Raw genomic sequence first — 5,656 nt, 5'->3', positions numbered from 1 at the left:
TGGCGACCCCGGCAGGATTCGAACCTGCAACCTGCCCCTTAGGAGGGGGCTGCTCTATCCAGTTGAGCCACGGAGTCTCCGGGTAACGTCATAGACCGAAGCGACGGGCTTGTCACCCGCCCGCGCCGCTTGCGTTGTCGGGCGGGAGCGCGCTAGCATCTGCATCCCCGCCCGGAGGCCGGCACGACATTGAACCGACGGCAGAAACGCCCCCTGACCCTGCGCGACGTCTCCGAGGCGTCGGGCGTGTCCGAGATGACGGTGAGCCGCGTGCTCAGGGACCGCGGCGAGGTGTCGGAGGCCACGCGAGACCGGGTGATGCGCGCCGTTCGCGCCCTGGGCTACGTGCCCAACCGGATCGCGGGCGGGCTGGCGAGCCAGCGCGTCAACCTCGTGGCAGTGATCATCCCCTCCTTCGGCAACCTGGTCTTCCCCGAGGTGCTGGCAGGGATCAGCGAGGAACTGGAAGCGACGGGCCTGCAACCGGTCGTGGGCGTCACCGGCTACCTGCCCGAGAAGGAAGAGCGCGTCCTCTACGAGATGCTGTCCTGGCGTCCCTCGGGCGTGATCGTCGCGGGCCTGGAGCATTCCGAACCCGCCCGCGCGATGCTGCGCGCCGCGCACATGCCGGTGGTCGAGATCATGGACACCGACGGCGATCCGGTGGACGCGGCCGTGGGCATCTCGCACCGTCGCGCTGGGCGCGAGATGGGGCGCGCGATCCTTGCCGAAGGTTATCGGCGGATCGGCTTCCTGGGCACCAAGATGCCGCTCGACCACCGCGCCCGGAAGCGGTTCGAGGGGCTGGTCGAGGCGCTGGCCAAGGGGGGCGTGGAGCTTGCCGACCACGCCTTCTACTCGGGCGGCTCGGCGCTGGCGAAGGGGCGCGAGATGACGCGCGACATGCTGGAACGCACGCCGGACGTCGATTTCCTCTATTACTCCAACGATCTGATCGCGGCGGGCGGACTCTTGTGGCTGCTCGAGCAGGGGATCGAGATTCCCGGCCGGGTCGGGCTGGCCGGGTTCAACGGGCTGAACCTGCTGCAGGGCCTGCCGCGGCGGATCGCCACGATGGATGCCTGCCGGCGCGAGATCGGGCAGCGCGCGGCACGGATCGTGGCCGCTCGGGTGGCCGGGTGTGACGCGGGCGACAGAGTGGTGACGCTGATGCCAACCATCGACTACGGCGACACGTTGCGCCGGCGGTAGGGCGGCAGCGGCAGACGCCAGGGGAGCGCGGCGCATCGCGGCTCCGTCGCTACATGGAACCCGGCGGCTGCGAAGGGCACGGCGCAAGCGGGAGCCGCGCGCGCGGGCGCTCATCGGTCCCGGTACTCCCTCTTCGCGCCGCAGCCGGCGAAGAGCGCCCGGAAGGGCGCGATGAGCCCTTCCCGGCGCAGGGGCGCTCAACGCTCCGGCGCCATTCTTGGGACATCAAGCCACGCGCGCGCCGCGCACCCAGACGCCCCGCAGCACCGGCACGTCCGCGCGTTCGGCGAAACGGATCACGTCCGCCCGCCGTCCCGGGATCAGCGTGCCGCGGTCGGACAGCCCGGCGGCCTCGGCCGGCGCGCGGGTGACGGTGGCGATGCCGCGGGCCATGTCGCCCCAGAGCCGGCCAAGCTGCACCGCCCCCAGCAGCAGCGCAGCCGGCACATAGTCGGACGACAGGATGTCGAGCAGGCCGGCGCGCGCCAGGTCCTCTGCCGCCACGTTGCCCGAGTGCGACCCGCCGCGGATCAGGTTCGGCGCGCCCATCATCACCGGGATGCCGTGCTCGCGGCAGGCGCGCGCGGCCTCATGGGTGGTGGGAAACTCGGCAAGGCCCACGCCGTGCTGCGCGGAGGTGGCGACGTGCTCGGCGCTGGTGTCGTCGTGGCTGGCCAGCACGGCGCCGTAGCGGCGGGCCTCGGCCACCGCGGCCACCTCGTGCGCGTCGCCGATCCGGGCGCGCAACTCCTTCAGCTCGGCCACATGCTCGACGAAATCCGCCTCGCTCAGCCCGCGCTTGCCGATGACATAGGCGCGCAGCTTGTCGAGGTCGCGGAACTGCCGCTGGCCCGGCGTGTGATCCATCAGGCTGACGATACCGACGCGATCCTCGGGACCGAACTCGGCCATTTCCTCGGGCAGCGTCTCGGAACAGATCTCGGCGCGCAGATGCAGGAAATGGCTGATCCGGAGCGCGCCCGCGGCGCGCAGCTCCAGCAACTCGCTTGCCAGCCTGCGGGCATAGGGCAGGTAGCGCCGCCGCCCGCCGGGGTTCGACCCCACGCGCAGCGCATCGAAGACCGTGGTGATGCCGCAGCCGGCAAGCTCGGCGTCATGGGCGACCAGCGCCGCGGCGTGCGGCCAGTCGACATCGGGGCGCGGCTCGATGTGGCGTTCGAGGTTGTCGGTGTGCAACTCGACCAGCCCGGGCGCCAGCCAGTCGCCGCCGCAGTCCTCCGCGCCCGGGGGCACCCCTGCGCCTTCCTCGACAGCGGCGATCGCGCCGTCCGAAAGGTGCAGCCGCCCGGTCACGACGCGGTCGGGCAGGATCAGCCGGGCATTGGCGAGGATGGTTTCGCGTGTCATCTGCGGCCTTGTGTTGCGAAGGAGGGATCATGCGCTGGCGTCGATATGCGATCTATGCCCTGCCGGACAGTGCGCTGGGCGCTGCGGGGGCTGCCTGGCTGGGGTGGGATGCAAGAGCCGGGCGTGATGTGCCGCACCCGTCGGTCGCCGGTCTGCCCCGAAGCGCGGAGGCGCTGACCGAACGGCCGCGCCGCTACGGGTTTCACGCCACGGTCAAGCCGCCCTTCCGGCTGGCGGAGGGGCGCAGCGAAGCAGAGCTTGTCGCGGCCTTCGACGCCTTCTGTGCCGCGACCGAGGCCGGGCAGGCAGAGGGGCTGACGGTGGCCGCCATCGGCCCCTTCCTCGCCCTGCGGCCGGAGGGCTCTGCGCACGACCTTGGCCGCATCGCCGCGACGACGGTCGCGGCGCTCGATGCCTTCCGCGATCCCCCATCGGACGCGGACCTCGCCCGCCGCCGCGCCGCCGGGCTGACCGAGCGGCAGGAGGCGCTGCTGGCCCGCTGGGGCTATCCCTATGTGATGGAGGAATTCCGTTTTCACGTCACGCTGACCGGCCCCCTGCCGCCGGGCGACCGGGAGGCCGCGCAGGTGGCGCTCGCCGCGCATTTCGCGCCTGTCCTGCCGCGGCCCTACCGGCTGCAGGCGCTGGCGCTTCTGGGAGAGGACGACGCGGGGCGCTTCCACCTGATTCACGAGGCCGCCCTTTCCGGGTAGAGGGCGGCAAGCGCGGCCTCGGCCGCCGCGTCCACGGTGCCCGCGTTCTCGATCCGCACCACGTCGAGTCCGGCGGGCAACGGCGCCTCCCGCGCGAGGCGCTCCGCGATCTCTTCGGCCGTTTCGCGGCCCCGACCGGACAGCCGCTGCGCGAGCACGTCGGCAGGCGCGTGCAGCGCAAGCACGACGAGGCGCGGGAAGCGCGTCCTCGCCTCTCCCAGAACGCGCCGCGACAGGTTGGCGAGCGCATCGCGCCCTTCGGCCAGCCCGGCCAGCTCCGCGCGCGGCAGGCCATAGGCCAGCCCGTGCGCGCGCCAGGCCAGCGCGAACTCGCCGGCGGCGTCGCGGCGGGCGAACTCGGCCTCCGTCACCGGCGCGAAGGGTTCCGTCCCGGACGCAGGCCGGGTGACGGCCCGGCGCACGATGTGCAGATCCGGCCGGCGCGCGGCCATCGCCGCCATCACGGTATCCTTGCCCACGCCGGAGGGGCCGACCACGGCGATCAGCCGTCCGCTCATGCCGCCGCCCGCGGGGTGAAGGCGCCCACGTCCACCTCGCGGTCGCAGACCCGCGCGCGCGCCTCCGCGTCGTGGAAGATGCCAAGGATCGCGGCGCCGCGCGCCTTGGCCTCCTCGATGAGCGTCAGCACCACCTCGCGGTTCGCGGGGTCGAGGCTTGCCGTCGGCTCGTCGAGCAGGAGCGCGGGATAGGGGTGGGCGAAACCGCGGGCGATGTTCACCCGCTGCTGCTCGCCGCCCGAGAAGGTCGTGGGCGACAACTGCCACAGCGCCTTCGGCAGGTTCAGCCGGGCGAGCAGGTCACGCGCCCGCGCCAGCGCCGCCTCGCGGTCTTCGCCCAGCGCCAGCAGCGGCTCTGCCACGACCTCCAGCGTCGGCACGCGGGGGACCACGCGCAGGAACTGGCTGACGTAGCCCAGCCGGTCGCGGCGCAGCGCGAGGATCTCGCGCGGGCCGGCCTGCGCCACGTCCACGCCGCAGACCTCGATCCGCCCGGCGCGGGCAAGGTAGTTGCCGTAGACCATCCGCATCAGCGTGGACTTGCCTGCTCCGGACGCGCCCGTGAGCGCCACGCATTCCCCCGCCGCGACCGACAGCCGCGCGCCCGCCATCACCGGGATCACGGCGCCGCCCTGGTGGTGCAGTGTAAAGTCCTTCGCCACGCCCTCGATCTCGATCACCGCCATCAGAACCACCCCTTGCACCGGAAGATCACCGGCGCCCCCAACACGGAAGCCACCATAAGGCCCAGCGCCATCGGATGGCCGAAATGCCAGCCCGGTTCCGGCATCACCGTGAAGCTCATCCCGCAGATCGCGGCGATCAGCGCGGGCGGCAGGAAGATCACGGCGACCACCGGGAGGATCCTGACGATCACCGCCCGCTCGATCCTGACGACGCCACGCATCGCATCGGGAAGAAGCGCGGTCTTCCGCTGCAGGACGCCTGCCTGCTCCGCGATGGTGCACAGTCCCCCGCCCGAGAGGTGGAACGCCCGGATCATGGTCCGCGCCCCCTCATGCCTGCAGCACCGAGCTGACGAGCAGCTGGGTATAGGCGTGCTGCGGGTCGTCCAGCACCTGATCCGTGAGCCCCTGTTCGACGACGTGACCGCCCTGCATCACCATCAGCCGGTCGGCCAGCAGGCGCACCACGGCAAGATCGTGGGTCACGATCACGGCCGAGAGTCCCATCTCGCGCACCAAGCCGCGCAAGAGATCCAGCAGCCGCGCCTGCACGCTCACGTCGAGCCCCCCGGTCGGCTCGTCCATGAAGACCAGCCGCGGCCCGGTGACGAGGTTGCGCGCGATCTGAAGCCGCTGCTGCATTCCGCCGGAGAAGGCCGACGGACGGTCGTCGATCCGGTCGGCGGCAATCTCGACCCGGCCCAGCCAGTCGAGCGCGGCGGCGCGGATGCGCCCGTAGTGCCGCGCGCCGGTGCCCATCAGCCGCTCGCCCACGTTGCCGCCGGCGCTGACGCCCATGCGGAGCCCGTCGCGCGGGTTCTGGTGGACGAAGGCCCAGTCGGTGCGCATCAGGCGCCGCCGCTCTGCCTCGGTCAGGGTCAGCGTGTCGGTCGGCTGGCCGTTCATGTCGTAGAGCACGCGGCCCCGGTCCGGGGTCAGATGCCCCGAGAGGCAGCGCAAGAGCGTGGTCTTGCCCGACCCGCTCTCGCCCACGATGCCCATGACCTCGCCGGGCCAGAGATCGAAGGACACATCCGCGCAGCCGATCCGCGCGCCGTAACGCCTGGTGACGCCCTCGACCGACAAAAGCGGGCCGGCACGCCCAAGGCCTTTGGAAAGGCCTTGGGAAAATCCTTGCAAGGATTTTCCGTCGCTCATG

At 72.0% G+C, this 5,656-nt stretch carries 7 protein-coding genes and 1 tRNA gene; 2 read left to right on the top strand and 6 right to left on the bottom strand.

Features of this window, described 5'->3' with window-relative positions; translation table 11 throughout:
* Nucleotides 1-77: transfer RNA gene (locus tag ACLFOB_RS13965), tRNA-Arg, on the bottom strand.
* 112 nt (nt 78-189) lie between these two features.
* Between ACLFOB_RS13965 and ACLFOB_RS13960 the strand changes: the two genes are divergently transcribed.
* Nucleotides 190-1,212, top strand: a complete 1,023-nt coding sequence (locus ACLFOB_RS13960) for a LacI family DNA-binding transcriptional regulator (protein WP_410918146.1) — start codon at nt 190-192, stop codon at nt 1,210-1,212.
* A gap of 225 nt (nt 1,213-1,437) precedes the next feature.
* On the opposite strand, the gene ACLFOB_RS13955 is transcribed toward ACLFOB_RS13960, so the two are convergent.
* Nucleotides 1,438-2,580, bottom strand: a complete 1,143-nt coding sequence (locus ACLFOB_RS13955) for an alpha-D-ribose 1-methylphosphonate 5-triphosphate diphosphatase (RefSeq protein WP_410926473.1) — start codon at nt 2,578-2,580, stop codon at nt 1,438-1,440.
* A gap of 29 nt (nt 2,581-2,609) precedes the next feature.
* Here ACLFOB_RS13955 and ACLFOB_RS13950 point away from each other — a divergent pair, with 29 nt between their 5' ends.
* Nucleotides 2,610-3,293 carry a DUF1045 domain-containing protein gene (locus ACLFOB_RS13950; RefSeq protein ID WP_410926472.1) on the top strand — a complete coding sequence of 228 codons (684 nt, stop codon included), beginning with the start codon at nt 2,610-2,612 and terminating at the stop codon, nt 3,291-3,293.
* Here the strand turns inward: ACLFOB_RS13950 and phnN are convergent.
* The 4 genes from phnN to phnK are packed head-to-tail and all read right to left on the bottom strand — an operon-like array spanning nt 3,269 to nt 5,655.
* Complete coding sequence (gene phnN, locus ACLFOB_RS13945; RefSeq protein WP_410926471.1) at nt 3,269-3,811, bottom strand: phosphonate metabolism protein/1,5-bisphosphokinase (PRPP-forming) PhnN; 543 nt, start codon at nt 3,809-3,811, stop codon at nt 3,269-3,271. The two genes, ACLFOB_RS13950 and phnN, sit on opposite strands and share 25 nt — an antisense overlap.
* Nucleotides 3,808-4,497, bottom strand: a complete 690-nt coding sequence (gene phnL, locus ACLFOB_RS13940; RefSeq protein ID WP_410926470.1) for a phosphonate C-P lyase system protein PhnL — start codon at nt 4,495-4,497, stop codon at nt 3,808-3,810. Before phnL ends, phnN begins: the two co-directional genes overlap by 4 nt.
* Nucleotides 4,497-4,814, bottom strand: a complete 318-nt coding sequence (locus tag ACLFOB_RS13935; protein WP_410918150.1) for a CorA family divalent cation transporter — start codon at nt 4,812-4,814, stop codon at nt 4,497-4,499. The genes phnL and ACLFOB_RS13935 overlap by 1 nt, the downstream gene beginning before the upstream one ends.
* A gap of 13 nt (nt 4,815-4,827) precedes the next feature.
* A complete protein-coding gene (gene phnK / locus ACLFOB_RS13930; RefSeq protein ID WP_410926469.1) occupies nt 4,828-5,655 on the bottom strand; it encodes a phosphonate C-P lyase system protein PhnK in 828 nt (275 codons plus the stop codon).
* Nucleotide 5,656: the final 1 nt, after the last annotated feature.

This window comes from Rhodosalinus sp. (assembly GCF_046542825.1).
Taxonomy (GTDB): Bacteria; Pseudomonadota; Alphaproteobacteria; order Rhodobacterales; family Rhodobacteraceae; genus Rhodosalinus.
The sequence above is the reverse complement of the archived record's forward strand: the minus strand, read 5'-3'. Positions and strand labels throughout refer to the sequence as shown.